Genomic DNA, 24,302 nt, shown 5'->3' on the forward strand with positions numbered 1-24,302 from the left:
CGTTGCGGCTACCCGTCCCGGGTCGGGTGCGGGTGTACCCCGGCGTGAGCGGAGTGGTGGTCATCAGGACCGACCTTCCGGTTCGGATCGGTCCTTCGACCGGTGCGAGTGAGTTCACGCGGGTGCGCTTGTGGCGACCATACGGGGCCGAGATGCGCGTTCGCCTGTGAGTGTCGGAAAGCGCAGTCCGCTTGACGGATCCGCGTCTCGCGGTGGTGAGGGAGGGGCCGCGGGGCGCGGCACCCTCCCTCCGAGCACGCCCTCCCCCCACCACAGGAGCTCTTCGCAGAGGGGCGTCCTCGTCGCGATCAGCTGAGGATCGCGAGCTCTCGGGCCCGGGCCATCGTCTCGATGACCCGCACCACCTGGTACGAGTAGCCGAACTCGTTGTCGTACCAGACGTACAGCACCACGTCCTCGCCGTCGGCCTGGGTCGCGAGGCCGTCGACCACCCCGGCGAACCGGGAACCGAGGACGTCGCTCGAGACGAACTCGGGCGACTCGACGTAGTCGACCTGGGAGCGCAGCGGCGAGGTCGACGACAGTCGGCGGAGGAACGCGTTAACGCCGTCGCGGTCCACCGGTCGGGCGAGCCGCAGGTTGAGGATCGCCAGCGAGACGTCCGGCGTCGGCACACGGATGGCGTTCGCGGTCAGCCTCCCGGCGAGCGCCGGTACGGCCTTCGCGACGGCCCGGGCGGCACCGGTCTCGGTGATCACCATGTTGAGCGGCGCCGCGCGGCCCCGACGGTCCGCCGGGTGGAGGTTGTCGGTCAGGTTCTGGTCGTTCGTGAACGAGTGCACCGTCTCGATGTGCCCGCGGACGATCCCGTACTCGGCCTCGAGCGCGGAGAGGACCGGTGCGACGGCGTTCGTCGTGCACGACGCGGCGGCGACCACGTCCGCGGACTCGGCGTCGGCGGAGTTGATGCCGTGCACGACGTTCGGCACGTCGCCCTTGCCGGGCGCGGTGAGCAGCACGCGCGCGACGCCCGGGGCGCGGAGGTGCTGTCGGAGTGCCTCGTCGGTCCGCCAGCGCCCGGTGTTGTCGACGACGACGGCGTCGTGGATGCCGTACGCCGTGTAGTCGACCGACGCGGGGTCGGCGGCGCGGATGACGGCGATGCGGTCGCCGTTGGCCACGATCGAGCGGGTGTCCTCGTCGACCGTGATCGTGCCGTCGAACCGGCCGTGGACGGAGTCGCGCCGCAGCAGGCTCGCCCGCTTGACGAGGTCGTCCGAGCCCGACGTCTCACGCACGACGATCGCACGGAGGCGCAGACCGGACGAGCCGGACCGGTGCGAGATGAGGATGCGCGCGACGAGTCGGCCGATCCGTCCGAAACCGTAGAGCACGACGTCGGTGGCGGGGAGCGGCCCGTCGCCGGCGCCCTCCTGCAGCGCCTCGACGAGCTGTTCGGCCCGTGCGGACGCCCCACCGGCGCGGAGGTCCGCGGCGAGCGCGCCGAGGTCGAGGGACGCCGGTGCCGCCTCCGAGCGTTCGGCGGCGCGGAGGATCTCGAGCGAGTCCGTCAGCGGCAGCGGTGCACCGTCGACGTGCCGGGCGAAGCGGTGCGCCTTCACGATGTCGATCGCGGAGCGGTTCACCAGCCGCCGTCCGTACACGCCGGCGACGACGCCCCGGTGGCGGTGGAGCCGGCCGATCACGGGGATCATCTCCTCCGCCACCTCGAGCTGCGCGCTCCAGTCCGCCCAGCGTTCCTCGTCCGTCGTCACGCTGCCTCCCCCAGTCGTCGGACGAGCTCGTCGAGCCGTGCGCGGAGCCGTGCGGGCACCCGGTCGCCGAAGCGGTCGTAGTGGGCCCGGAGCTGCTCGGCCTCCGCGGACCACGCTGCGGGGTCCACCGCGAAGAGCTCGTCGAGGGCGGCGTCGTCGAGGTCGAGGCCGTCGAGGTCCAGCTCGTCGGTGCTCGGGAGCCCACCCACGGGGCTCCACGTGACGTCGGCACCACCCTCGAGCCGGGCCGCGATCCACTCGAGCACCCGGACGTTCTCGCCGAAGCCGGGCCAGAGGTAGTCGCCGTCGGCGGACTTCCGGAACCAGTTCACGCGGAACACCCGCGGGGCCCGGGCACCGAGCCGGTCGCCGACGTCGAGCCAGTGCGCCCAGTGGTCGGCCATGTTGTAGCCGCAGAACGGCTGCATCGCGAACGGGTCGAGGCGGAGCTCCCCGACGGGCCCCTCGGCCGCGGCGGTCTGCTCGCTCGAGATCGTGGAGCCGAAGAACACGCCGTGCTCCCAGTCCTCGGCCTCGGCGACGAGGGGGACGTTCGTGGCCCGGCGTCCGCCGAACACGATCGCGTCGATCGGCACGCCGTCGGGGCTGTCCCAGTCGTCGGAGATCGTCGGGCACCGGTCGGCCGCGACGGTGAACCGGGCGTTCGGGTGCGCGGCCGGCGTGGGGCTGCCGGGTTCCCAGGGCTGTCCGCGCCAGTCGATGAGGTGGCGCGGCGGCTCGTCGGACGCGCCTTCCCACCAGACGTCGCCGTCGAGGGTCATCGCGACGTTCGTGAAGACGGTGCCGGCGCGGACGGTGGTCATCGCCGCGGGGTTCGTGTCGGGTCCGGTCCCCGGGGCGACGCCGAAGAAGCCGGCCTCGGGGTTGATCGCCCACAGCCGACCGTCGGCCCCGGGTCGGAGCCAGGCGATGTCGTCGCCGATCGTCTCGACCTTCCAGCCCGGCAGGTTGGGGGTCATCATCGCGAAGTTCGTCTTGCCGCACGCCGACGGGAACGCTGCCGCCACGTGGAGGACCTTGCCGGCCGGTGTGGTCACCCGGATGAGCAGCATGTGCTCGGCGAGCCAGCCGTCCTCCCGGGCCATCGCCGACGCGATGCGGAGCGCGAAGCACTTCTTGGCGAGCAGGGCGTTGCCGCCGTAGCCGGAGCCGTACGACCAGATCTCGCGGGTCTCCGGGAAGTGCGCGATGGTCTTCGTGGCGTTCGACGGCCACGGCACGTCCGGGATCCGTGTGCCGTCGTCGGCGACGAGCGGCATGCCGACGGTGTGCAGCGCCGGGACCCAGACGGTGTCCGGCCCGATCTGCCCGAGTGCGGCGTCGCCCATCCGGGTCATGATCCGGGTCGAGACCACGACGTACGGCGAGTCAGTGACCTGGACGCCGACCTGCGAGATCGCGCCGCCGACGGGCCCCATCGAGAACGGGACGACGTACATGGTGCGTCCGCGCATGGCGCCGCGGAACCGGTCGGTGAGCTCGACGCGCATCACCGCGGGGTCGCGCCAGTTGTTCGTCGGCCCGGCGTCCTCCTCGGTCGTCGAGCAGATGAAGGTGCGGTCCTCGACGCGGGCGACGTCCGCCGGGTCGCTCCGGGCCAGGTAGCTGTCCGGCCGGAGGCCGGGGTCGAGCGCGATGAGCGAGCCGGCGTCGACCATCTGCGCCAGCAGCGCGCGGTTCTCGGCGTCGCTGCCGGAGCACCAGACGACCTGGTCCGCACCCGTCAGGGAGGCAACCTGGTCCACCCAGCGGTGCAGCGCCTCCAGGCCGGGGCCCGGGACGTCGACCGGCTGCGCCTGCGGGGCGGCGGCGGGGGCGTCGACGACGCTCATGCCGTGACCCGCTCCCCCAGGACCCCGCGGATGCGGTCGGCGACGCGCTCGGCCGACAGACCGTACTTGTCGAGCAGGAAGTCGTTCGGCCCGGACTCGGCCCACGCGTCGGCGAGGCCGACCTTCGTCAGCTTCGCGCCGCTGGCGTGCTCGGCGAGCACGGCGGCGACGACGTCGCCGAGTCCGCCGACGACGGAGTGCTCCTCGACCGTCACGACCTCCGACGAGTCCGCGAGGAGTGCCCAGAGCGCCTCGGTGTCGAGGGGCTTGATCGTCGGCAGGTGGACGTGGCGGATGCGGTGGCCGGACGGTGCCGCAGCGGTGACGGCGGCGACGGCGTCGACGGTGCGCGAGGTCTGCACGCCGGTCGACACGACCACGACGTCCGGGGACGAGCCGGCACCGGCGGTGTCGTCGGCGCCGGCGCCGGCGCTGTCGCCGTCGCTGGCGCCGTCGCTGGCGCCGTCGCGCAGCACCACGGGTGCGCCGACGGTGAACGTGTAGGAGTCGTCGAAGACGTCCGTGACCGCGTCTCGGGCGAGCCGGAGGTACACCGGGCCGTCGTGGTCGGCCGCCCAGCGGATGACGGCCTCAGCTTCGACTGCGTCGGCGGGGGCGAGGACGGTCATGTTCGGCATGGCCCGCATCACGGACAGGTCCTCGATGTCCTGGTGGGTCTTCCCGCTCGCCCCATTGAGGAGTCCGGAGTACGCCGCAGCGAGCCGGACGGGGGCCTTCGTCTGCGAGACGAGCATGCGCACCTGGTCGAGCGCACGGTTCGTCAGGAACACGCCGAAGGACGACAGCCACGGGCGGTACCCGAGCGTCGACATGCCGAACGCGATGCCCACCATGTTCTGCTCGGCGATGCCCGCCTGGACGAACCGTTCCGGGTGCGCGTTCGCGAACGTCACGGCCATGGTCGAGGTGGCGAGGTCGCCGTCGACGACCACGATGCGGTCGTCGGTCCGGGCGAGTTCGGTGAGGGTGTCGCCCCACACCGCGCGCTGTGCCGTCATGCGAGGGCCTCCGTCTTCTGGTCGATGAGCAGTTCGGTGCGGGCGAGGTCGAGCTGTTCCGTCGTCGGGACCCCGTTGTGCCACTTGAAGGTGCCGCGGGTGAACGAGACGCCGTGCCCCTTCACGGTGTGCGCGATGATCGCGGTCGGCTTCCCGGTGGTGCCCCGGTGCCCCTCGGCCTCGTCGTAGGCGTCGAGGATCTCGTCGTAGTCGTGCCCGTTGACCTCGATGACGTCCCAGCCGAAACCGCGGAACACGGCGGGCAGGTTCACGTGCCCCATCGGCTCGCTGCGGTCGTAGCGGTCGTGGTCGTCCGACGGCCAGCCGTACTGCTGCAGCCCGTTGAGGTCGATGATCGCGGTGAGGTTGTCGAGGCCGTAGCGGGGCGCGCAGATGACGGTCTCCCAGACCATCCCCTCCTCGATCTCGCCGTCGCCGAGCACCACCCAGGTGTGGAAGTCCTTGCCCTGCATCTTCGCGGCGATCGCCATGCCGGACCCGGCGGAGAGCCCCTGGCCGAGCGACCCGGTCGACGAGTCCACGCCGGGGGTCAGCTTCATGTCCGGGTGGCCCTGCAGGCGGGAGTCGCCGTGGTCGAACGTGGCGAGCTCCTCGACCGGGAAGTACCCGCGGAGCGCCAGGACCGAGTAGAGCCCGATCGCCGAGTGCCCCTTCGAGAGGATGAAGCGGTCCCGGTCCGGGTCCTGCGGGTTCGCCGGGTCGAGGCGCATCTGGTGGAAGTACAGGGCGATCATCAGGTCCATGGCGGACATCGGGCCGCCGATGTGGCCGGCCTTGCTGGCGGCGACGGTCTCGAGCACCCGCCAGCGCCCTTCGCGGGCCACGGTCTCGAGGTGTTCCACGTCTCTCGCGTCGTTGCGTGTCACGGCGACTCCTTCGTTCTGCGGTGGTGCGATCAAACTATCACTCTGTGAACGAAGTGTCTACTGAGTGAGATTGCTCTCGTGGACCGGCGCGGGGAGTCGACGGACCGCCGCGGGGAGTCCGACGGACCGTCGTGGAAGGATGACCCCATGACAGACGGGGCCGCCGACGACGGTGGGATCGAGATCCTCAGCAAGGCCGGGGCGATCATCGACGCGCTGGCGGACGCGGGGGTGCTGACCGTGAGCGCCCTCGCGGACGCGGTCGACGAGCCGACGAGCTCTACCTACCGCCTGCTGCAGAGCCTCATCGCGATGGGCTGGGTCGACCCGGCACCGTCGCGCGGCACCTACCGGCTCGGACTGGCCTGCATGCAGATCGGCGGCGTCCTCGAGGACTCGCTCGACGTCCGCGGTCTCGCGCTGCCGCGGCTGCGGACGCTCCGCTCCACCGCCGGCGTCGCCGCCCTGCTCTGCTACCGCCGCGGCACCCGCGCCGTCTGCGTCGAGCGGATCGAGGGGCACGACGTCCGCTCGGTCGCGATGCAGGTCGGCGACGCACTCCCCCTGCACGTCGGCGGCGCACCGCGTGCCCTGCTCGCGTCCCTGCCCGCCGGCGAGCAGCACGCCGTCATCGACGAACTCGTCACGGACCCGGCGTCCGCCGCCCCGTACCCCGTCCCGACCGCCGAGGAGCTCGAGGCGGAACTCCGGGCGACCAGGGAGCGCGGGTACGCCCGCTCCGACCAGGACGTCACGATCGGGATCGCCGCCTTCGGCAGCCCGGTGTTCAACCACCGCGGCGAGCTCGTCGCCGCCGTCTCGATCAGCGGCCTGCGGGAACGGCTCCTCGACCGCGAGGACGAACTCGGCGCCCTGGTCGTCGCGACCGCGGCGGACATCAGCGCCGACCTCGGATTCGAAGGAGCCCGCCGTGGCTGACCGGAAGCCCATGCGCGTGCTCGCGAACTCGATGGCCGTCGTCGAGGCCCTCGCCGAACGCGGCGACCTCTCCCCCGCCGAGCTCGCCGAGGCGACCGGCCTCCCCCGGCCCAGCGTCTACCGGTTCGTCGACGGGCTCAAGGCCGTCGGCATGGCCACCACGACCGACGAGAACCGCGCCCGCCTCAGCGTCAAGTGGTTGCACCTCGCCGACGCCGCCCGCGCCGCGATGACCGAGTGGTCCGGGGCACGTGGCGTCCTCGACGGACTCGCCGACCGCACGGAGCAGACGGTGTTCCTGACGGTGCCGCGCGGCGACGAGGCCGTGTGCATCGACTGGGCACCGGGCCGCGGCATCGGCGTGCTCATCCTGTCGCCCGGGCGTTCGCTGCCCCTGTACGCCGGCGGTGCGGGACGCCTCGTGCTCGCGTGGACGCGGGACGTCGACGACTACCTGGCGAACGGGCCGGAGCGACGGCCGTTGACGTCGGAGACGATCACGGACGCGGACGCCCTGCGCGCGGACGTCGCACGGACCCGGGCGATCGGCCACACGCTGTCGCTCGACGACGCCACGATCGGCATCGGGGCGCTCGCGTTCCCGGTGCTCGGGCCGGAGGACGAGTTCCTCGGGTGCCTGTCGATCGCCGGGCGGTCGGTGGACATCCGGGAACGCGAGGCGGAGTTCGTGGCGGCAGCGCGGGCGGCGGTGGCGGAGCTGGCGGACGGGGCCGCGCGCGCGGCGGAGCTGGCGAGCGGGACCGCGCGGGCGGCGGAGCTGGCGAGCGGTACCGCGCGGGCTGCAGGTCCGGAACGGACGAGCGGGGCCGCCGGCGAACCGACGACCCCGCGCTCCGAGCGCACCGCCTGACCGGCACGGTGCTCAGGCCGCCGACCTACCAGGCGACCGCGATGTACTGCGACTCCATGTACTCGAGCAGTCCCTCGGCCCCGCCCTCACGGCCGATCCCGGACTCCTTCATCCCCCCGAACGGCGCGGCCGGGTCGGACACGAGCCCACGGTTGAGCCCCACCATCCCCGACTCGATCCGCTCGCTCACCCGGAGCCCGCGACCGAGGTCCCGCGTGTACACGTACGACACGAGCCCGTACGGCGTCCCGTTCGCCAGGCGCACGGCGTCGTCGTCGGTCCGGAACGTCACGATCGGCGCCACTGGTCCGAAGATCTCCTCCTGCAGGATGCTCGCGTGTTCGGGGACGTCGGCGAGCACGGTGGCCGGGTAGAACCACCCGGCGCCGTCCGGCGCGCTCCCGCCCGTGAGGACCGTCGCACCCTCGGCCTTCGCGCCGTCGACGAGCGCCGCGATGTCGTCACGGGCCCGCTCGTTGACCATCGGGCCGAGCTGCACCTCGGGGTCGAGGCCGTCTCCGGTCCGGAGCGCCCCCATCGCCTCGGCGAGTCGACGGGAGAACTCCGGCGCGATGCCCTCCTGCACGTAGAACCGGTTCGCGGCGGTGCACGCCTCGCCCCCGTTCCGCATCTTCGCGATCATCGCGCCGGCGACGGCGGCGTCCAGGTCGGCGTCGTCGAACACCACGAACGGCGCGTTCCCGCCGAGCTCCATCGACGTGTTCACGACCGACTCGGCGGCGAGCTGCATGAGCGTCACGCCGACCTCGGTCGAGCCCGTGAACGAGAGCTTCCGGGCACGTGGGTCGCGCACCATCTGCTCGACGACCGCACCGGAGGACCGGCTCGGCAACACGTTCAGCACACCGGCGGGCAGCCCGGCCTCGGCGAAGAGCTTCCCGATGGCGAGCGCCGTGAGCGGGGTGTCGCTCGCCGGCTTGAGGACGGCGGTGCAGCCCGCCGCGAGCGCCGGACCGATCTTCCGGGTGGCCATCGCCGCCGGGAAGTTCCAGGGCGTCACCAGGATCGCGATCCCGATCGGCCGGTGCTCCACGAGGATCTTGTTCGCACCACCGGGTGCGGTCTGCAGCGTGCCCGGGATTCGGACCGCCTCCTCCGCGTACCAGCGCAGGAACTCGGCCGCGTAGAGCACCTCGCCCCGGGCGTCGGCGAACACCTTGCCGTTCTCGGCCGTGATGAGCCGGGCGAACCAGTCGGCCCGTTCGACCATCAGGTCGTAGGCGCGGGACAGCACCTCGGACCGCTTCCGGGGCGGGGTCGCCGCCCAGTCGGCGGCGGCCGCGGCCGCGGCGTCGACCGCGGCTTGCGCGTCCTCCCGCGTGCCGCTCGAGACGGTGGCGAGCACGCTGCCGTCGACGGGGTTGTGGACGTCGAAGGTGGCGCCGTCGCTCGCGGCGCGCTCGGTGTCACCGATCAGGAGGCCCGTGGGGACCCCGGCGACGATGCTCGCCACGTCGGTGGTCGCCTCCAGGGAGTCGGTCACGTCGGTCATGAGTGCTCCAGTGCTCGGACGCGGGGCGCGGACTGCGCCAGGTAGAGGCGCTGCTCGCGCTTGTGCTCCTCGTAGACGGCGCGGGCCGCCTGGGTGCTCTCGAGGGTGGAGACCTCGGCGACCGGGACGTCCCACCACGCACCGGAGCCACCGAAGCGACCCTGCGCGTCGACGCGGACGTACACGACGCTCGTGCCGTCGTGTGCGCGTGCCTGGTCGAGCGCGGAGCGGAAGGTGTCGGCGGTGTCGGCGGAGAACACCTCGGCGCCGTAGCTGGCGGCGTTCTGCACGAAGTCCACCTCGAGGCGTCGGCCGTCGTGCCGGAGGGCGTCCCCGCGCTCGTTGAAGCGGGTGCCGAAGGTCTGCGAGCCGAGGGTCTCGGACAGCGCCGCGATGGAGCCGTAGCCGAAGTTGTCGACGATGACGATGGTCATCTGCAGGTGCTCCTGCACTGCGGTCATGATCTCCTGCGACATCATCAGGTACGAGCCGTCGCCGACGAGCACGTGGACGCGGCGGTCCGGCGCGGCGAGCTGCGCACCGACGCCACCGGCGACCTCGTAGCCCATGCACGAGTTGCCGTACTCGATGTCGTAGCCCTTGGGCGTGCCCGCTCGCCAGAGGCGGTGCAGGTCGCCCGGCATCGATCCGGCGGCGTTGATGACGACGTCCTCGGTGTGGGCCGACGCGTTGAGCAGCCCGAGCATCTCGGCCTGTGACAGCGTCGGGCTGTCCTGGACCTCGATGATGCGGTCGACCTCGGTGCGCCAGTCGGCGGCGGCGCGCTCGTTCGCGGCGACCACCTCGTCGTCGAGCCGGAACCCGTCCAGGGCGGCGCGGAGCTCCGCGAGCGTCTCACGGGCGTCCCCGACGAGCGGGATCCCGGACTCCTTGAAGGCGTCGACCTCGGCGACGTTGATGTTGACGAACGCCACGTCCGGGTTGGTGAACATGGTGTTCGACGCGGTGGTGAAGTCGGTGTAGCGGGTGCCGATGCCGATCACGACGTCGGCGTCGTTCGCGATGCCGTTCGCGTACGCCGAGCCGGAGGACCCGAGGGCGCCGAGCGCGAGGGCGTGGTCCCACGGCATGCCGGCCTTGCCCGCCTGGGTCACCCCGACGCCGATGCCGGTGGACTCGGCGAAGCGCACGAGCTCGTCGGTGGCGTCGGAGTACACGACCCCGCCGCCGGCGATGACGACCGCGTTCTTGGCCGACCTGATGAGCTCGGCGGCGCGCTGGACGGCGGCGCGGTCCGGCCGGTTGCGGGCGACGTGCCAGACGCGCTCCGAGAACAGCGCCTCCGGGAAGTCGTACGCCTCGGCCTGCACGTCCTGCGGGACCGCGATGGTGACCGCTCCGGTGTCGGCGGGGCTCGTCAGGACGCGCATCGCCTCGAGGAGCGCGGACGCCAGCTGCTCCGGCCGGCTGACCCGGTCGAAGTAGCGCGACACGGCGCGGAACGAGTCGTTCGCGGTGACGTCCATCGCGTACGGGTGTTCCTGCTGCTGCAGGACCGCGCCGGTGGACCGGGTGGCGAACGCGTCGGAGGGGAACAGGAGGACCGGGATGTGGTTGACGGTCGCGGTCCCCGCGCCGGTCACCATGTTGGTCGCGCCCGGGCCGATGGAGGTCGACACGGCGAGCGCGCCGAGCCGGTTCTTCATCTTCGCGTAGCCGGTCGCGATGTGGACCATGCCCTGCTCGTTCCGGCCCTGGTAGTACGGGAACCGGTCCTGGTACTGCAGGAGCGCTTGGCCGAGGCCGGCGACGTTGCCGTGGCCGAAGATGCCGAACGCACCGCCGAAGAACGGGTTCGTGACCCCGTCCCGTTCGACGTGCTGGGCCTGCATGAACTCGACGATCGCCTGGCCCACCGTGAGGCGGCGGGTCGGTTGCGGGTGTTGCGCCATTGCGAACTTCCTTCTTCGTGGTGGGTCAGGGGCGGACCGGGACGAACGGCACGCGGGGGTCGGTGCCGAGGTCGTCCCACTTGGCGCGGGCCGGTGCGAGTGCCGGGTCCTCGGCCGCCTGGAGGGTGCGCTTCGGAGCGGGGCCCGCGAGCACGTTGAGGTAGTAGAGGTCCTGGTCGTGCGCGGCGACGGTGGTGTGGTAGCCCCACGGGATGAGGCAGATGTCGCCGTCGCGGACGGGGACGTCGAGGTCGAACTGCCGTTCGGGGCTGTACACGCGCTGGAGGGCCCAGCCGTTCTCCGGGTCGCGGAGGCGGTAGTAGTAGACCTCTTCCAGTTGCGCCTCGCCGTCGACGTCGTGTTCGTGCTTGTGCGGCGGGAAGCTCGACCAGTTGCCGCCGGGGGTCCACACCTCGACGATGTGGAGCCGGTCGGCCGGGAAGTCCGGCGGCATGGGCGTGGAGACCTGGCGCGTGGCGGTGCCGCCGCCGCGCGTGGCGGATCCGACGTCGTCCGGCGTGACGAGCACGACGTCGTGTTGTTCGGTGGCGGGAGCCGACGCGATCGCGACCTCGGCGCCGGGCGTGCCGGTGATCGTCACGGCGGTGTCGCGCGGGACGTACAGCGTGTGCCCGAGTCCGTCGAAGACGGTGTCCCGGCCGCCGATCGGGTACTCCGACCCGGCGGCGGTGACGACGAGGTCACCGTGCAGGTTGACGAACGCCCGCTCGTTGCCGTCCGCGGCCAGTTCGACGCGCTCGCCCTCCGCCAGGGTCCGCACCTGGAAGGTGACGAACTCCCATCCGGCGATCTCCGGGGTGATGACGTCCCATTCGCCGTGCGTGAGCACCTGTGGGTCGACCATGTCTGATCCTCTCTGCGTCGTTGCGTTCGGACGGGACGAGCATACCGCTTTTATCGCGAGATGGACGAAGCGTCCGCTGTGGGGAAATGGTGTGCCGCTTCGGCGAGGTCGAGGCACCGCAGCGTGGTGTCACGCGCCGCATCGAGCGCGTCCCCGAGCGTCTTCGCCCGGTGCTCGATCGAGAGCATCTCGACGCCCCACGGACCGGACCAGCCGAGCTCCGCCATCGTGCGGAGGAACCCCACCACGTCCTGCGCTCCCTCGCCCGGGTACCGGCGGTTGTCGCGGGTGTCCTCGAAGAGCGAGCGGCCCGCCTGCGGTTCGGCGTCGGCGTCGTTGACCTCGACGCCGACGACGGTCGTGGGGTCGAGCGTGCGGGCGAGCTCCGCCAGGGAGGTCCCCGCGCGGAACACGTGCCACGAGTCGACGACCAGGCCCGCGTGCGGGTGGTCCACGACACGGACGAGCTCGGAGCCCTGCGGCAGCGAGGAGATGCCCGCGAACGGCAGCGGTTCGAGCGCGAGGCGCGTACCGATCTCGGCCGCCTCGTCGGCGAGCCGGCGGAACGGCCCGACGAAGGGCTCGAGCGAGTCGACCGTCGGCGCGGGCGGCGGTGCGACCTTCACCATCGGGCTCCCGAAGGCGCGGGCGGCGTCGCGGAGCAGGTCCCACCGGGCACGCCACGGGCGCTCCTCGGGATCGTGCCACCAGTCCTTGACCAGCTCGACCTCGAGGTGCCGGATGCCCGTCCGGTCGGCGTGCGCACGGAGCTCGTCGAAGCCGATCGTGTCGCGGACCACCTCGAGGTCGTCGACGACGAACCCGAGTCCGACGAAACCGGCGTCGGCCGCGGCGCTGACGCGTTCCCGGGCGGAGAACGAACTCCGCTCCGAGGGTCCGTCCGGCACCGCGGTGCCGGCGGTGGTCCAGCAGGTCGCGACGAGGTCGCGGCTGATCGACGTCATCGGGACAGGTCCACGGCGATCGACCGGCCGGTGCGGGCGGAACGGTCGGCGGCGTCCGCGAGGACGAGGGCGGCCCGGCCGTCCTCGAACCCGGGGCTGCGGGACGGTTCGCCCCGGACGGCCTTGAGGAACTCCACGACCTCGAGTCGGTAGGCCTCCGCGTACCGCTGCAGGAAGAAGTTCTGGTACGGCTCGAGGGTTTCGACGCCGTCGGCACCCCACTGCCGGACGAGGGTGTCGGTCTGGTTGCCGACCTGCAGCAGCCCCTCGGACCCGAACACCTCGAAGCGCTGGTCGTAGCCGTAGACGGCGTGCCGCGAGTTCGTGATCGACACGAGTTCGTCGTTCGCGCCGCGCAGGGTGACGACCGCGGAGTCGAAGTCGCCGAGCTCGCGGGCGGTCGCGCTGAACGTGTTCGCACCGCGCGCCGTGACCTCGACGATGTCCGGCACGAAGAACCGCGCCATGTCGAGGTCGTGGATGGTCATGTCGCGGAAGATCCCGCCGGACGAGGCGAGGTACGGCGCCGGGGGCTCGGCGGGGTCGCGGCTCGTGATGCTCACCTGCTCGAGCGTGCCGATCTCCCCCGCGAGGACCCGGCGCTGCAGCTCGGTGAAGTGCCGGTCGAAGCGCCGGTTGAAGCCGAGCACGATCGGCACCGTCGCGGCCGCGGCCTTCGCCCGCAGACCGTCGACCCGCGCGAGGTCGAGGTCGATCGGCTTCTCGCAGAGGACCGGGACGCCGGCGTCGATCGCCGCGTCGATGAGGTCGATGTGGGTCGGTGTCGGCGCGGCGATGATGACGGCGTCGACCTCACCGGAGGCGAAGACCTCGGCGGGGTCGGTGCTCACCTTCCCGCCGTGGGCGGCGGCGGTGCGCTCGGCTCCCTCGACGAACGGGTCGCAGACCCACGAGAGTTCGGCGTCGTCGATGGCGGCCACGCTCATGGCGTGGACCTGTCCGATGCGTCCGGTCCCGAAGAGGCCGATCCGGATCTGTTGCGTCATTGCAATCTCCAGTGTGTGGTGGGGTGGTGCGGTGTGGTCGGTGGTGGCGCCGACGCTAGGCCGTCGCGACCTGGCGGACCGGTCGGGGCCGGACGGGCCGCCCGGTCCGGAACGAGTCCCGGGCCGCCTCGGCGAGCGCCGTCGCGACCAGGCCGGAGGCTGGAGGCGTGAGGCTCTCCGACTCGCCACGGACCATGCGGACGAAGTGCGCGACCTCGGCTTCGAACGCCGGCGCGAACCGGTCGCCGAAGGTGTCGTACGGATCGGCCGGGGCGGTGCCACCGGGCTCGGTCGAGGTGATCGGCGTGCGCGGGCCGTACCCGGCGCCGTACGCACCGTTCGACCCGGTGACCTCGAGACGGACGTCCTGACCGGCGTCGCTGCGCCGGAGGGCGCCGATGCTGCCGACGGCGCCGGACGCGAAGCGGAGCGTGACCATGGCCGTGTCGGTGTCGCCGTTGTCGCCGTACACCGGCTCGTCGAGGACCGACCCGATCATCGAGAGCTCGACGACCGGGTCGCCGACCACCCAGGGGATGCTGTCGAAGTCGTGGACGAGCAGGTCGAGCCACATGCCGTGCGACTGCGGGATGTAGTCGATCGGCAGGGCGCGGTGGTCGTTCTCGGTCGCCTGCACGAGGCGCAGCGTGCCGACGTCGCCGTCGGTGACGTGCTGGCGGAGCCGCTGGTGCCCGGGGTCGTAGCGGCGGTGGAACGCCACCATGATCGGGGTCCCGGTCGCGTCGAGTTCGGTGGACAGCGCCGTGAGCTCGTCGACGCCGAGGGCGAGCGGCTTCTCGATGAGGAGCGGCGTCCCGGACTCCGCGACGACCCGCGCGAGGTCGGCGTGGGTGTCCGTGGCGGACGCGACGAGGATGCCGTCGAGCCGGGGCAGCACGTCGGCGAGGGGGTCGACGGTGCTGGTGACGGTCGCCCACTCCGTGTCGCCGCGGTCGGCATCCGCGGCGCGCTGGTCGTCCAGACGCCCGACCACGGCGGCCGTGCGGCCGGCGTCCCGGCCGATGAGCACGACCTCGTCCACACCGGCGGCACGGGCGAGGTTCCGCGCGTGCATGCCGCCGATGCGTCCGAGCCCGGCGACGCCGATCCTCATCGTGCGGCTCCCGAGCGGGTCGACTCGAGCTCGGCGACGAGGCCGCGGACGAACTCGACGCTCGCGCGGGCGTCCGCGATCGGGCCCTCGCCCGGTGCCGGCTCCTCGAGCACGACCTTGTCCTGCTCGAGGACGATCCACCCGTCGAACCCGGCGTCGACCATGCTCTGCAGGATCGCGCGGATGTCGACGTCGCCCTGTCCGACCGGGCGGTAGAGCACGTCCGCGGTGATCGCGTCGGTGTAGCTGATCTCGCCGTCCGCGACGCGGCGCATCCCCTCGAGGGAGACGTCCTTGAGGTGCATGTACGCGATCCGGTCGGAGTGCTCCGCGGCGAAGCGCACCGGGTCGGTGCCGCCGAGGAACAGGTGCCCGGTGTCGAAGCAGAACGGGATGGTGGACCCGGCGAGCACGGCGTCGACGTCGTCCTTCGTCTCCACGACGGTCCCGACGTGCGGGTGCAGCGTCGCGGTGACGCCGACCGCCGCGGCCGCCGCGGTGATCCGGTCGAGGTTGGTGAAGAGCGTCGACCACTGCTCGTCGGTGAGGGGTTCGCGCTGGGCGTCGTACCCGGTCTGCTCGCTGTCCGCGCAGACGACGAGCACCGTCGCTCCGGACGCGGCGTAGTCGCGCAGTTCCTGCTCGATCCGAGGCAGCGGGTCGGTGCCCGGTTGGTGCGCGATGACGGGGACGAAGCTGCCGATGGCGGTCATGCCGAACTCGGCGAGCCGCGCGGCCTTGTCCTCCGGGGCCGGCGGGAGGAAGCCCTGGGCGCCGAGCTCGGTGGCCTCGAAGCCGAGGGAGCGCATCTCGGCGAGGACCCGCTCGGGCGGGAGCTGGACACCCCAGCCCTCGACCTCGCTGACCCCCCAGGAGATCGGTGCGGTGGCGATGCGGAGGCTCATGCGCGTGCTCCCTCGGTGGTGCGGATGTTGGCGGTCGTGCCCGGCTCGGCCGGCAGGTCGACCCACTGCCCGGAGGCGGCGGACTCCTCGGCGGCGCTGAGCACCCGCGCGCTCGTCACGGCGTCGTGGATGTTCGAGCCCGTCGCCTCGCCACCGGTCGCGGCCGTCAGGAACTTCGCGGCCTCGATGACCTTGAGGTCGTCGTAGCCCATGCTCGTGCCGGAGCTCGGCTGGAAGCGGGAGTAGTCCGGGAAGTACCCGTCGGCGAACGCGCGGGTGTAGCCGACGTGCGGCCCGGTGCGGGCGAGCGCGACCTCGAGCTCGTTGAGGCGCTCGAAGTCCCAGCGGAGGGACCCCTCGGTGCCGAACACCTCGAACGCGTACTCGGAGCGCGGGCCGACGGCGATGCGGGACGCCTCGAGGTTGCCGATCGCGCCGGCGCCGACCGCGGACTCGTCGAAGCGGACGAGCATGGTGGCGTAGTCCTCGTTCTCGACCGGGAGCAGCTTGCCCGCGTCCGGCGTCCCGGGCAGTCCCGGTCGCTCGGTGAGGTAGGTGCCGGTGGCCGCGGAGATCGAGCCGATCGGGCCGAGCACGTAGTGCATGAGGTCGACCAGGTGCCCCATCAGGTCGCCGAGGACGCCGCTGCCCGACGTGGCACGGACGAAGCGCCAGGTCAGCGGGTCCTCCGGGTTCGAGGAGAACCCGCCGAAGAACCGGCCGCGGACGTTCGTGATCCGACCGAGCGAGCCGTCGAGGACGAGCTGTCGGGCGTGCTGCACGGCGGGGACGTGCCGGTAGTTGAACCCGATGGTCGTCGCGACCCCGGCTGCGTCCGCAGCGGCGGCGACGGCCTCGGTCTCGGCGGCGCCGCGGCCGACCGGCTTCTCGATCCAGAACGGCTTGCCGGCCTCGGCGGCCGCGATCCCGATCTCGGCGTGCAGGGAGTTCGGCGCGCAGATGGACACGACGTCGACGTCGGGGTCGGCGAGGACCTCGCGGTAGTCCGAGACGACCTTCTCGTAGCCGAGGACGTCCTTCGCGTAGTCGCGACCGGCGGCCGCGACGTCCGCGGCGGCGACGAGACGCGGGCGGATGCCGAGCTCCGGGTAGAGGAGCGGGAGGAGGGCGTACGAGCGGGAGTGCAGCCGTCCCATCCAGCCGACGCTGATCAGGCCCACACCGACGGTGGTCGCTCCGACCGTGGTCGTACCGACCGTGTTGGGCGCGCTGTTCTCTGCCACAGGGGCTCCTTTGCTTCCTGGAGAGGTGTTTTTGAACCGGTCCAAAATCTTGGACCGGTTCAATGTACGACCGCGGCTCCGGTCGTGTCAACCGGCGCGCGGAGCGGGTGTGCTCAGGCCCCGAGCGGCACCGAGGACGCCCGGACGCGCAGTGTCGGCGCCACCAGGACCTCCCCGGGGTCCTCGTCGGAGAGCAGCACCTCGGCGGCCCGGCGGCCGATCGTGGCGTTGTCCGGGTCGACGGAGGTGAGCTCCACCGCCCCGAGCGCCGCCAGGTACGTGTTGTCGTACCCGGTCACCGCGACGGACCCGGTGAGCCCGCGTTGCCGGACCGCGGCCGTCACACCGATCGCGGCGAGGTCGTTGACGGCGGTGATGGCCGTCGGCGGCTCCGCACGGTCGAGGAGCTCCCCCGCGGCACGGAACCCGGCCGCCTCCGAGAAGTCGCTCTCCGCGATGCGGGACGCATCGAGTCCGTGCTCCCCCATCGCCGCGGCGAACGCGGCGGCGCGCCCCGAGGCGACCCGACCGCCGGCGCCGCCGACGTGCCCGATCCTCCGGTGCCCGAGCGAGGCGAGGTGGTCGACGACCAGCCGGAGCCCGACCTCGTCGTCACCCCGGACGGTGGCGGCCCCGGCGAGGCGTTCGGGCCGGGCGCTCGCGATGACGATCCGGGCCGGACCCATCGCCTCGACGACACGGTCCATGCTCGGCACCGACCCGACCACGATGAGCCCGGACGGCTGCAGGTCGCCGAGCATCGCCACGGCCTCGAGGTCGAGTTCCGGCCGCGACGGACTGCCCGGCAGGACCGCACTCGTCATCAGCCCCAGCCGACCGCCCGCGGACAGCGCGACCCGTGCCGCGTCGACGACCTCGGCGAACACCGGGTTGCGGGAGTCGGCGACGAGGATCCCCACGAAGTCGTCCCGCAGGCCGTTCAGGGACCGCGCCACACGGTTCGGCCGGAAGCCGAGGGCCTCCGCCGCGTCGAGGATGCGTGCCAGCCGCTGGGGGCTCACGGCGTCCGGGGAGCTGAACGCCAGCGACACCAGCGACTTCGACACACCGGCGCGCTCGGCCACGTCCCGCATGGTCGGCCGGCGCAGCGCCGTCCCGGTCCCGTCGTCAGCCATGGACCTCATCTTGCAGCACGGTCAGTGTCCGTCGCGCGCGGCCCGCTTGGCCTTGCCCTTGATCGTGTCGATGTAGATCGCGCCCGTGGTCACTTCTTCCTCGAGCTTCTCGAGGGACCACCCGCGCGTCTCGGGCACCTGCGTGACGATGAAGAGGAGGGCGATCGCCCCGATGACCGCGAACAGGAAGAACGTCCCGGTGATCCCGATCCCCTCGATGAGCGACGGCACGTAGAGCGCGAGCACGCCGTTCATCAGCCAACCGGCGAAGGCGGCGATCCCGGTGCCGAGCCCGCGCATGTTGAGCGGGAAGATCTCGGCGAGCCAGACCCACACCGCGATGTTCAGGCAGGACTGCATCGAGAGCACGAACGCGCAGATGAGGAAGAGCAGCACGTAGGGCCGGATCGGGTTACCTGCGGGGATCGCCAGCGATGAGATGCCGATGAGGATGTGGCACGTCGTGGTGAGCGTCAGCCCGAGGATGAACGTCTTCCGGCGGTCGACCCGGTCCATGTTCCGGAGGGCGATGAGCCCGCCGACCACGGCGAGGATCCCCGGCGCGATGTTGGCGACGAGCGCGGCGCTCGAGCCGAAGCCGGACTCGATGAGGATGCGCTGCCCGTAGTACATGATCGAGTTGATCCCGGTGACCTGCTGGGCGATCGCGACGCCGCAGCCGATGAGCACGATCCGGATCAGCCAGCGGCTGGAGAACAGCGCCTTGAGGCCGTTCAGTCGGGTTTCGTTCGGCTCCTCGGCGGTGATGCGACGGATGTCGGCGAGCTCCGCTTCGGCGCGCTCCTCGTTGCGGACCGTCTTGAGGATCTCGAGCGCCCGGGCGTCGTGCCCGTGCTCGACGAGCCACCGCGGGGACTCCGGCATCCGCAGCATGCCGAAGAAGAGGCACGCGGCCGGGATCGCGCAGATGAAGAACATGACGCGCCACACGCCGCCCTCGTCGCCGAGCACGAGGCCGATGACGGCGTTGATGACGAACGCGGCGAGCTGCCCGCTGACGATGGCGAGCTCGTTGCGCCCCGTGATCATGCCGCGGATCTCGAGCGGTGCGAGCTCGGCGAGGTAGACGGGCACCACGATCGACGCGGCGCCGACCGCGAGCCCGACGGCGATGCGGCCGGCGAGCAGGACCTCGAAGTTCGGCGAGAACACGGCGAGCAGGGTGCCGCAGAAGAAGAAGACGGCCATCGCGATGATCGTCGTCCGGCGGCCGATCCGGTCGGACACCGGCCCGCCGATAAGACCACCGACGGCGGCGGCGAACACGAGCGACGAGATCACGACGCCCAGGCCGATGTCGTCGAGTCCGAGCTGCGACTGGATCGAGATCTCGGCGCCGTTGCTCACGCCCGTGTCGTACCCGAAGAGGAGGCCGCCGAGGCAGGCGATGACGGAGATGAACCCGATCCGCTTGCGGTGTGGTCCCGTGGTCAACGGTGGGAGCTCGGTGGCTTCACGCGCTGGGATCTGTCCGGACATCAAGACTCCTTCGTCGTGGTCAGGATCGTCCCACGCGTTCTCACGCTGCGGACGATGTGTTCACAGTGTAACAGGACCAGACGAAATCGTTCCGTCGCGGTCCCATGCTTGTGCACAGGAACGATCCGCTATACCGTCAGCCGGACAGATCAGCCGCTAGGTGAGAATCGACGAAGTTGTCGGGTGTTACCGGAGGATGCGGCGATCACCGATCACTGGACAAAGGAGTCTTGTCGTGAAGCGCATCTCAGCAGTCATGGGCATCACCGTCGCGGTCGCGGCGAGTGCCCTCGTCCTCGCCGGTTGTTCCTCGCAAGGAGGCCGGGTCGCATCGAACGACGACGGCTCCTCGGGCGGGACGAGCAAGAACTCCGGCCTCACCATCGCCCTCGTGACCCACGCCGCGCCCGGCGACACGTTCTGGGACATCGTCCGCAAGGGCGCCGAGGACGCCGCGAAGAAGGACGGCGTCAAGCTGCTCTACGCCTCGGACCCCGACGGGTCGAAGCAGGCGCAGCTCGTCCAGCAGTACACCGACCAGAAGGTCGACGGGATCGCGGTGTCCCTCGCCAAGCCGGACGCCCTGAAGAGCGCGGTGCAGGGTGCCGAGAAGGCCGGCATCCCCGTGGTGTCGTTCAACTCGGGCAGCGACGCCTACTCGGCACTCGGCATCCTCGCGCACTTCGGCCAGGACGAGTCGGTGGCCGGTGAAGCGGTCGGCAACGAGCTGAAGACCCAGGGGCTCTCGAAGCCGGTCTGCGTCATCCAGGAGCAGGGCAACGTCGCGCTCGAAGCCCGGTGCGGCGGCATCAAGAAGGTGCTGCCGGACACCCAGACGCTGTACGTGAACGGCACCGACAACAGCGCGGTGCAGTCCACCGTCACCGCGAAGCTCCAGGCCGACAGCGCTGCGGACGTCATCGTCGGTCTCGGCGCCCCCTACACGGCGGTCATCCTCAAGGCGGTCAAGGCCGCCGGCAGCGACATCAAGGTGGCGTCGTTCGACCTCAACGCCACGCTCGCGAAGAGCATCAAGTCGGGCGACGTCCTGTTCACGGTCGACCAGCAGCCGTTCATGCAGGGCTACGAGTCGATCGACTCGATCGTCCTCTACAAGCAGGGCGGCTTCGTCCTCGGCGGTGGCAAGCCGACCCTGACCGGGCCGGCGATCGTCGACAAGTCGAACATCGGCAAGGTCCTGCAGTACGCCGAGGACGGTCTCCGGTGACGGCCGCCGGGATCGTCGCCGTCGGCGACGAGCGCCTCGCCGCACGGAGCCCGATCCGCAAGCTGCTCGGTCGTCCCGAGGTCGGCGCCGTCGTGGGCGCGATCGCGATGTTCGTGTTCTTCGCGATCATCGCCCCCGTCTTCGTCCAGCCCGACTCGATCTCCACCGTGCTCTACGGCTCCTCGACGATCGGGATCATGGCCGTCGGCGTCTCGCTCCTCATGATCGGCGGCGAGTTCGACCTGTCCGCCGGTGTCGCCGTGATCTCCTCGTCCCTCACCGCGAGCCTGTTCGCCTGGTACTTCTCGACGAACGTGTGGGTCGGCGTCCTCCTCGGGCTGGTCTTCTCGCTCGGCGTCGGGTTCGTGAACGGGTGGATCCTCGTCCGGACGAAGCTGCCGTCGTTCATCGTCACGCTGGCCACCTTCCTCATGCTCACCGGGCTCAACCTCGCCGTCACGCGCCTGGTGTCCGGCTCGGTGTCCACGCTCGACGTGTCGCAGCTCGACGGGTTCGCCGTCGCGGAGCAGATCTTCGCCGCCGACGTCCCGGTGTTCGGCATCACCGTGAAGATCACCGTGTTCATCTGGATCGCCCTCGTGGCCGTCGCGTCCTGGGTGCTCCTCCGGACACGGGTGGGCAACTGGATCTTCGCCGTCGGCGGGGACGAGAACGCCGCGCGCGCCGTCGGTGTCCCCGTCACGAAGACGAAGATCGGCCTGTTCATGGGTGTCGGGTTCTGCGCGTGGATCGGCGGCATGCACAACCTGTTCGCCTTCAACGTCGTGCAGTCCGGCGAGGGTGTCGGCAACGAGTTCCTCTACATCATCGCCGCGGTCATCGGCGGCTGCCTGCTCACCGGCGGCTACGGTTCGGCGGTCGGCGGCGCGATCGGCGCGTTCATCTTCGGGATGGCGAACAAGGGCATCGTCTACGCCCAGTGGAACCCGGACTGGTTCAAGTTCTTCCTGGGTCTGATGCTGCTGCTCGCCACGATCATCAACCTCATCGTCAAGAAGCGAGCGGAGCAGAAATGACGTCGAACACCGCGAACCCCACCACCTCGGTCGTCGAGGTCCCCGTGACGGACACGTCCGAGACCGTCGCCGGCGCGCCGCACCTCATCGCCCTCCGCGACGTCGGCAAGCACTACGGCAACGTGATCGCACTGTCCGACATCACCATGGACGTCGACGCCGGACGGGTCACGTGCGTCCTCGGCGACAACGGCGCGGGCAAGTCGACCCTGATCAAGATCATCGCCGGGCTGCACCAGCACGACGCCGGCACGTTCTCGATCATGGGCGAGGACCGCAAGCTGTCCTCCCCCCGCGACGCCCTCGACGCGGGCATCGCGGCCGTCTACCAGGACCTGGCCGTCGTCCCGCTGATGCCGATCTGGCGGAACTTCTTCCTCGGCTCCGAGCTCCGCAACCGCCTGGGCATGCTCGACGTCGCGGCGATGAAGCGCATCACGAAGCAGGAGCTGCTGGACATGGGCATCGACCTCCGCGACGTCGACCAGCCCATCGGCACCCTGTCGGGCGGCGAGAAGCAGTGCGTCGCGATCGCACGCGCCGTGTACTTCGGCGCGAAGGCGCTCATCCTCGACGAGCCGACCGCGGCACTCGGCGTCAAGCAGTCCGGCGTAGTCCTGAAGTACATCCTCCGCGCGCGTGACCGCGGGCTCGGCGTGATCTTCATCACGCACAACCCACACCACGCCTACCCGGTCGGCGACCGCTTCCTGCTGCTCCGACGTGGCAAGAGCATCGGGTACTTCGAGAAGAGCGGCATCACGCTGCCCGAGCTCACCGGCATGATGGCGGGCGGAGCCGAACTCGAGGAACTCGCGCACGAGCTCGAACAGTCCGGCGGACAGGCCGAACGGATCGAGGAGATCCGGGCGGCCGAGGTCGTGCCCGGCGCGTAGCGGGCACGTGCCCGCCGGCCGGGCGCGAGGCGCGTCGTCAGGCGCGGTCGGGTCCTGGGACGGTCGCGATGACGGACTGGAGGCGCGGGTCGACGCCGACCCGCGCCTCCAGTCCGTCAGTCCGTCAGTCCGTCGCGTCCTGCATCTCGTGCTCGATGTCGGTGAGCGACTTGCCCCCGGTCTCCGGGACCGCGCGCCGCACGAACACGACGCCGGCCACCCCGATCACGGCGAACGCGATGAAGGTCCACGAACCGCCGATCGCGTGCACCACCGGCAGGAACGCCAACGACACCGCCCAGTTGGCGAGCCACAGGAACACCCCGGCGACGCCCATCCCCACGCCGCGGACGGCGGAGGGCACGAGCTCGGAGATGATGAGCCACGTCGTCGTCGCGACCGCGGACTGCTGGAACGCGAGGAACACGACCATCACGCCGAGGACGAGGTAGCTGAAGCCCGGGCCGCGCTCGGTCAGCGGGTACGTGCACCCGAGCGCGACGAGCGACACCACACCGCCGAGCGAGCCGCCGACGAGGAGCTTCTTCCGCGGCACCCGGTCGACCAGACGCAGCCCCACGACCGTCGCGACGACACTGATCACGCCGATCGCGATCGTCGCCACGACGGCCGTCGACGACGGCAGCCCGGCGTCGACGAGGAGCGTCGGCGCGAAGTAGATGACGGTGTTCACGCCGGTGGCCTGCTGCAGCACGGCGACCCCGATCGCGATGAGCAGGGAGCGCCGGACCCACGGCTCGCGGAACCCGCGCCAGCCCTGGTTGTCGGCCGACTGCGACTCCTGCGCCTGTCGGATGGCACGGAGTTCGCGGTGCGCCTCGCGCTCGGCGTAGGTGCGGCGGAGGACCTGCAGCGCGTCGTCCGCGCGGTCCCGCATCCGGTACCACGTCGGGGTGTCGGGCAGCAGGAGCATCCCGACCACGAGGACGACGGCGGGGACCGCCGCGAGGCCGAGCATCCAGCGCCACGCGCCGTACTGCGCGAGCCACGCGTTCACCAGGTACGCCAGCAACTGCCCGGTGACGATCATGAGCGAGTTGAGCGACACCAGGCGGCCGCGGATGTCCGCCGGCGCCATCTCCGCGATGTAGAGCGGCACGATGATCGACGAGACCCCGACGGCCAGGCCGAGCACCACGCGACTGACGAGCAGGACGGCGTAGTCCGGGGCGAACGCGCACCCGGCCGTGGCCACGACGAACACGATGCCGGCGAGGACCAGCGCGAGCCGTCGGCCGATCCGGTCGGCGACCCGACCGCCGGCGAAGGCGCCGACGGCCGCGCCGATGAGCAGCACGCTCGTGACCATGCCCTCGCCGAAGACCGAGAGGTCGAAGTCCGAGGACACGTAGAGCAGCGCGCCGGAGATGACGCCGGTGTCGTAGCCGAAGAGCGCTCCGCCGACCGCGGCGACGGCGGCGACGATCCGGACGAAGCGCTTCCGGGCGGCGGCGTCGGGCGGCAGGACCGGGATGACGGTCGTCTCGACGCCGACGGTGTACGCGCTCCGGTCCTGGGGCGTTCGGGTCCGCGGGCGCGGGGCCGGCGTGGGCATGCTGCTCCTTCGATGTGGCGGGGCGCACATCGACGGTGATGGCTCGGGTCGGTCCGTCGAAGATGCTACGGAGCAGCCCGGACGGATCGTTACCGAAC

Annotated in this window: 20 protein-coding genes; 5 read left to right on the forward strand and 15 right to left on the reverse strand. The window is 71.4% G+C overall.

Going from position 1 to position 24,302, the window contains the following annotated elements; genetic code table 11:
• Positions 1-308 precede the first annotated feature (308 nt).
• From FS825_RS17730 to FS825_RS17745, 4 genes are read right to left on the reverse strand one after another with little or no spacing between them, the layout of a single operon-like run.
• The gene (locus FS825_RS17730) at positions 309-1,736 is read right to left on the reverse strand and encodes a glyceraldehyde-3-phosphate dehydrogenase (RefSeq protein ID WP_144715638.1); all 1,428 of its coding nucleotides are present in this window, start codon (positions 1,734-1,736) and stop codon (positions 309-311) included.
• Complete coding sequence (locus FS825_RS17735) at positions 1,733-3,589, reverse strand: phosphoenolpyruvate carboxykinase (GTP) (RefSeq protein WP_144715641.1); 1,857 nt, start codon at positions 3,587-3,589, stop codon at positions 1,733-1,735. The genes FS825_RS17730 and FS825_RS17735 overlap by 4 nt, the downstream gene beginning before the upstream one ends.
• Entirely contained in the window at positions 3,586-4,608 is a 1,023-nt protein-coding gene (locus FS825_RS17740) for a transketolase family protein (protein WP_144715643.1), read from the reverse strand. Before FS825_RS17740 ends, FS825_RS17735 begins: the two co-directional genes overlap by 4 nt.
• Entirely contained in the window at positions 4,605-5,495 is an 891-nt protein-coding gene (locus FS825_RS17745) for a transketolase (RefSeq protein WP_144715645.1), read from the reverse strand. Before FS825_RS17745 ends, FS825_RS17740 begins: the two co-directional genes overlap by 4 nt.
• A 147-nt stretch (positions 5,496-5,642) precedes the next feature.
• Here FS825_RS17745 and FS825_RS17750 point away from each other — a divergent pair, with 147 nt between their 5' ends.
• Together FS825_RS17750 and FS825_RS17755 are read left to right on the forward strand one after the other, a co-directional pair.
• The gene (locus FS825_RS17750) at positions 5,643-6,434 is read left to right on the forward strand and encodes an IclR family transcriptional regulator (RefSeq protein WP_144715646.1); all 792 of its coding nucleotides are present in this window, start codon (positions 5,643-5,645) and stop codon (positions 6,432-6,434) included.
• Complete coding sequence (locus FS825_RS17755) at positions 6,427-7,305, forward strand: IclR family transcriptional regulator (RefSeq protein ID WP_144715648.1); 879 nt, start codon at positions 6,427-6,429, stop codon at positions 7,303-7,305. The genes FS825_RS17750 and FS825_RS17755 overlap by 8 nt, the downstream gene beginning before the upstream one ends.
• A 25-nt stretch (positions 7,306-7,330) precedes the next feature.
• Here FS825_RS17755 and FS825_RS17760 read toward each other — a convergent pair whose 3' ends face one another.
• From FS825_RS17760 to FS825_RS17805, 10 genes are all read right to left on the reverse strand, one after another.
• Positions 7,331-8,818 carry an NAD-dependent succinate-semialdehyde dehydrogenase gene (locus FS825_RS17760; RefSeq protein ID WP_144715650.1) on the reverse strand — a complete coding sequence of 496 codons (1,488 nt, stop codon included), beginning with the start codon at positions 8,816-8,818 and terminating at the stop codon, positions 7,331-7,333.
• Positions 8,815-10,731: a 3D-(3,5/4)-trihydroxycyclohexane-1,2-dione acylhydrolase (decyclizing) gene (gene iolD, locus FS825_RS17765; RefSeq protein WP_144715652.1), complete on the reverse strand. Its 1,917-nt coding sequence runs from the start codon at positions 10,729-10,731 to the stop codon at positions 8,815-8,817. The genes FS825_RS17760 and iolD overlap by 4 nt, the downstream gene beginning before the upstream one ends.
• 25 nt (positions 10,732-10,756) lie before the next feature.
• Positions 10,757-11,596 carry a 5-deoxy-glucuronate isomerase gene (gene iolB / locus FS825_RS17770; RefSeq protein ID WP_144715654.1) on the reverse strand — a complete coding sequence of 280 codons (840 nt, stop codon included), beginning with the start codon at positions 11,594-11,596 and terminating at the stop codon, positions 10,757-10,759.
• A gap of 50 nt (positions 11,597-11,646) precedes the next feature.
• Entirely contained in the window at positions 11,647-12,561 is a 915-nt protein-coding gene (locus FS825_RS17775; protein WP_144715656.1) for a sugar phosphate isomerase/epimerase family protein, read from the reverse strand.
• Positions 12,558-13,568 carry an inositol 2-dehydrogenase gene (iolG, locus tag FS825_RS17780; protein ID WP_144715658.1) on the reverse strand — a complete coding sequence of 337 codons (1,011 nt, stop codon included), beginning with the start codon at positions 13,566-13,568 and terminating at the stop codon, positions 12,558-12,560. The genes FS825_RS17775 and iolG overlap by 4 nt, the downstream gene beginning before the upstream one ends.
• A 55-nt stretch (positions 13,569-13,623) precedes the next feature.
• Positions 13,624-14,682, reverse strand: a complete 1,059-nt coding sequence (locus FS825_RS17785) for a Gfo/Idh/MocA family protein (protein WP_144715660.1) — start codon at positions 14,680-14,682, stop codon at positions 13,624-13,626.
• The gene (locus FS825_RS17790; protein ID WP_144715662.1) at positions 14,679-15,587 is read right to left on the reverse strand and encodes a sugar phosphate isomerase/epimerase family protein; all 909 of its coding nucleotides are present in this window, start codon (positions 15,585-15,587) and stop codon (positions 14,679-14,681) included. Before FS825_RS17790 ends, FS825_RS17785 begins: the two co-directional genes overlap by 4 nt.
• Positions 15,584-16,831 (reverse strand): Gfo/Idh/MocA family protein, encoded by a 1,248-nt coding sequence (locus FS825_RS17795; RefSeq protein ID WP_260981307.1) that lies wholly within the window; start codon positions 16,829-16,831, stop codon positions 15,584-15,586. The genes FS825_RS17790 and FS825_RS17795 overlap by 4 nt, the downstream gene beginning before the upstream one ends.
• A 113-nt stretch (positions 16,832-16,944) precedes the next feature.
• A complete protein-coding gene (locus FS825_RS17800; RefSeq protein WP_186377324.1) occupies positions 16,945-17,967 on the reverse strand; it encodes a LacI family DNA-binding transcriptional regulator in 1,023 nt (340 codons plus the stop codon).
• A gap of 21 nt (positions 17,968-17,988) precedes the next feature.
• A complete protein-coding gene (locus tag FS825_RS17805) occupies positions 17,989-19,467 on the reverse strand; it encodes a sugar porter family MFS transporter (protein ID WP_144715666.1) in 1,479 nt (492 codons plus the stop codon).
• 235 nt (positions 19,468-19,702) lie between these two features.
• Here FS825_RS17805 and FS825_RS17810 point away from each other — a divergent pair, with 235 nt between their 5' ends.
• The 3 genes from FS825_RS17810 to FS825_RS17820 are packed head-to-tail and all read left to right on the forward strand — an operon-like array spanning position 19,703 to position 22,628.
• Positions 19,703-20,695: a substrate-binding domain-containing protein gene (locus FS825_RS17810; RefSeq protein WP_260981308.1), complete on the forward strand. Its 993-nt coding sequence runs from the start codon at positions 19,703-19,705 to the stop codon at positions 20,693-20,695.
• Positions 20,692-21,732 (forward strand): ABC transporter permease, encoded by a 1,041-nt coding sequence (locus FS825_RS17815; protein ID WP_144715670.1) that lies wholly within the window; start codon positions 20,692-20,694, stop codon positions 21,730-21,732. The genes FS825_RS17810 and FS825_RS17815 overlap by 4 nt, the downstream gene beginning before the upstream one ends.
• Entirely contained in the window at positions 21,729-22,628 is a 900-nt protein-coding gene (locus tag FS825_RS17820) for an ATP-binding cassette domain-containing protein (RefSeq protein ID WP_144715672.1), read from the forward strand. The genes FS825_RS17815 and FS825_RS17820 overlap by 4 nt, the downstream gene beginning before the upstream one ends.
• A gap of 124 nt (positions 22,629-22,752) precedes the next feature.
• Here FS825_RS17820 and FS825_RS17825 read toward each other — a convergent pair whose 3' ends face one another.
• On the reverse strand, positions 22,753-24,204 hold the full coding sequence (locus tag FS825_RS17825; protein WP_144715674.1) for a sugar porter family MFS transporter: 1,452 nt from the start codon (positions 24,202-24,204) through the stop codon (positions 22,753-22,755).
• Positions 24,205-24,302: the final 98 nt, after the last annotated feature.

The organism is Curtobacterium pusillum (assembly GCF_007680845.1).
GTDB lineage: Bacteria > Actinomycetota > Actinomycetes > Actinomycetales > Microbacteriaceae > Curtobacterium > Curtobacterium pusillum_B.

Coding starts and splice junctions, on each gene's coding strand:
- FS825_RS17735 (WP_144715641.1), bottom strand. CDS start 3,589: ATGAGCGTCGTCGACGCCCCCGCCGCCGCCCCGCAGGCGCAGCCGGTC.
- FS825_RS17740 (WP_144715643.1), bottom strand. CDS start 4,608: ATGACGGCACAGCGCGCGGTGTGGGGCGACACCCTCACCGAACTCGCC.
- FS825_RS17750 (WP_144715646.1), top strand. CDS start 5,643: ATGACAGACGGGGCCGCCGACGACGGTGGGATCGAGATCCTCAGCAAG.
- FS825_RS17760 (WP_144715650.1), bottom strand. CDS start 8,818: ATGACCGACGTGACCGACTCCCTGGAGGCGACCACCGACGTGGCGAGC.
- iolD (WP_144715652.1), bottom strand. CDS start 10,731: ATGGCGCAACACCCGCAACCGACCCGCCGCCTCACGGTGGGCCAGGCG.
- iolB (WP_144715654.1), bottom strand. CDS start 11,596: ATGGTCGACCCACAGGTGCTCACGCACGGCGAATGGGACGTCATCACC.
- FS825_RS17775 (WP_144715656.1), bottom strand. CDS start 12,561: ATGACGTCGATCAGCCGCGACCTCGTCGCGACCTGCTGGACCACCGCC.
- iolG (WP_144715658.1), bottom strand. CDS start 13,568: ATGACGCAACAGATCCGGATCGGCCTCTTCGGGACCGGACGCATCGGA.
- FS825_RS17785 (WP_144715660.1), bottom strand. CDS start 14,682: ATGAGGATCGGCGTCGCCGGGCTCGGACGCATCGGCGGCATGCACGCG.
- FS825_RS17790 (WP_144715662.1), bottom strand. CDS start 15,587: ATGAGCCTCCGCATCGCCACCGCACCGATCTCCTGGGGGGTCAGCGAG.
- FS825_RS17800 (WP_186377324.1), bottom strand. CDS start 17,967: ATGGCTGACGACGGGACCGGGACGGCGCTGCGCCGGCCGACCATGCGG.
- FS825_RS17805 (WP_144715666.1), bottom strand. CDS start 19,467: ATGTCCGGACAGATCCCAGCGCGTGAAGCCACCGAGCTCCCACCGTTG.
- FS825_RS17820 (WP_144715672.1), top strand. CDS start 21,729: ATGACGTCGAACACCGCGAACCCCACCACCTCGGTCGTCGAGGTCCCC.
- FS825_RS17825 (WP_144715674.1), bottom strand. CDS start 24,204: ATGCCCACGCCGGCCCCGCGCCCGCGGACCCGAACGCCCCAGGACCGG.